Origin of the sequence: Mesorhizobium sp. M7A.F.Ca.CA.002.15.2.1 (genome assembly GCF_003998715.1) — a bacterium.
GTDB classification, from domain to species: domain Bacteria; phylum Pseudomonadota; class Alphaproteobacteria; order Rhizobiales; family Rhizobiaceae; genus Mesorhizobium; species Mesorhizobium ciceri.
Map to the genome: position 1 here is coordinate 1 of NZ_RZPI01000953.1, position 1,525 is coordinate 1,525.

At 62.6% G+C, this 1,525-nt stretch carries 1 protein-coding gene and 1 pseudogene; one reads left to right on the forward strand and one right to left on the reverse strand.

Annotation, left to right across the window (positions count from 1 at the left end; translation table 11 throughout):
* Positions 1-567: PhnD/SsuA/transferrin family substrate-binding protein (locus tag ENZ74_RS31450; protein ID WP_164761380.1), on the reverse strand; the 567-nt coding region annotated here is incomplete at its 3' end.
* 308 nt (positions 568-875) lie between these two features.
* Here ENZ74_RS31450 and ENZ74_RS31455 point away from each other — a divergent pair.
* Positions 876-1,525 (forward strand): annotated as a pseudogene (locus ENZ74_RS31455) (phosphopentomutase); the annotation flags it as partial.

Sequence of the window (1,525 nt, forward strand, 5' to 3'; positions counted from 1 at the left end):
GACCAGCATCGTCTCGGCCGCCGCGGCCGAATCGGCATGGACCAGAAACGGTGCATCTTCCGCGATCTTGCGGCCTTCCGCCGCCAACGCCGCCAATGGCAAGAGAGAACCGCCGACGCTGTCAGGAGGCGCCATGGCGATACGATGGCTGTCCATCGCCGCAAGGTCGGGCAGCTTGCCGTCCCGCGTCAGCAGAACCGAGCGGATGCCGATCGCGCCGTCTGAATCGACCGGAGCCACAAGCGGTTCGATACATAAGCAGCGCTGCGAGGCCGTCGCATATGCGGTGGCCGAATAGATCGCATATTCGATGCGGGCATTGGCCTGCGCCTCGATCAGCGCGGCATAGTTGCGGGCAACGACAAACTCGACCTTCATGCCCAAGGCCTTGGTGTAGGCGTCGGTCAACAGTGCCAGCCCCGGAACGGAGTTGCCGGCGCCTGGCTCGGCAACGATGCCGATGCGAAACGTGCCGATATCGTCGCGCCAGTCGGCATGCGCCGGATTTGACCAGAGCGCGACCTGCGCCAGCATGAGAGCGGCATAAGTCTTCAGCGCAACCCTCATGACAGGAACCACGGTCTGTTGTCCTCGATTCATGCCCATGCCCGGAGCATTTGTGCATATCGCAGCCCAAAACCGCTGCGCACCGTTGGGCGACATGCATCTCTGTTTGTGCATGTCGTTATCCCAAAACCGCTGCGCACTTTTGGGCGACATGCATCTCTGTTTGTGCATGTCGTTATCCCAAAACCGCTGCGCACTTTTGGGCGACATGCACCAGACTATCACGCCAAGCCGTTGCCGTTTGGTTTCCGAATTGCCAATGAAGTCGCGGAACCCTATGTCTGGTCGGTCAAACTGGCAACAACTCGATGGCACGCGCTTTCCTCTTCGTTCTGGACTCCTTCGGCATCGGTGGAGCGGCCGACGCCGACCGCTACGGCGACGCCGGCGCCAACACATTCGCGCACATCGCAGAAGCCTGTGCAGAGGGCCGCGCGGATCGCGAAGGGCTTCGCAGTGGACCGCTGTTTGTCCCCCAGATGGCCTCGCTCGGGCTTGGCAAGGCTGCCGAAACCGCAACGGGGCTGGGCTTTGCCAGCAGCGGGACGGATCTGCTCCCAACTGCCTTTCACGGCGCCGCACAGGAGGTTTCGAGCGGCAAGGACACGCCGTCGGGCCATTGGGAGATCGCCGGCCTGCCGGTGCGCCTCGACTGGGGCTATTTCCCGGATACGGTTCCCGCCTTTCCGGCCGAACTGACCGAGGCGATGATCCGCGAAGGCAAGGTGCCGGGCATTCTCGGCAATTGCCATGCGCCGGGCACCGAAATCATCGAGCGCTTTGGCGAGGAACACATCCGGACCGGCAAGCCGATCTGCTACACGTCGGTCGACTCGGTCCTGCAAATCGCCGCGCATGAAGTCCATTTCGGCCTCGATCGGCTTTATGAATTCTGCCAGGTGGTGCGCAGGCTGGTTGACCCGCTCAGGATCGGACGGGTGATCGCGCGGCCGTTCGT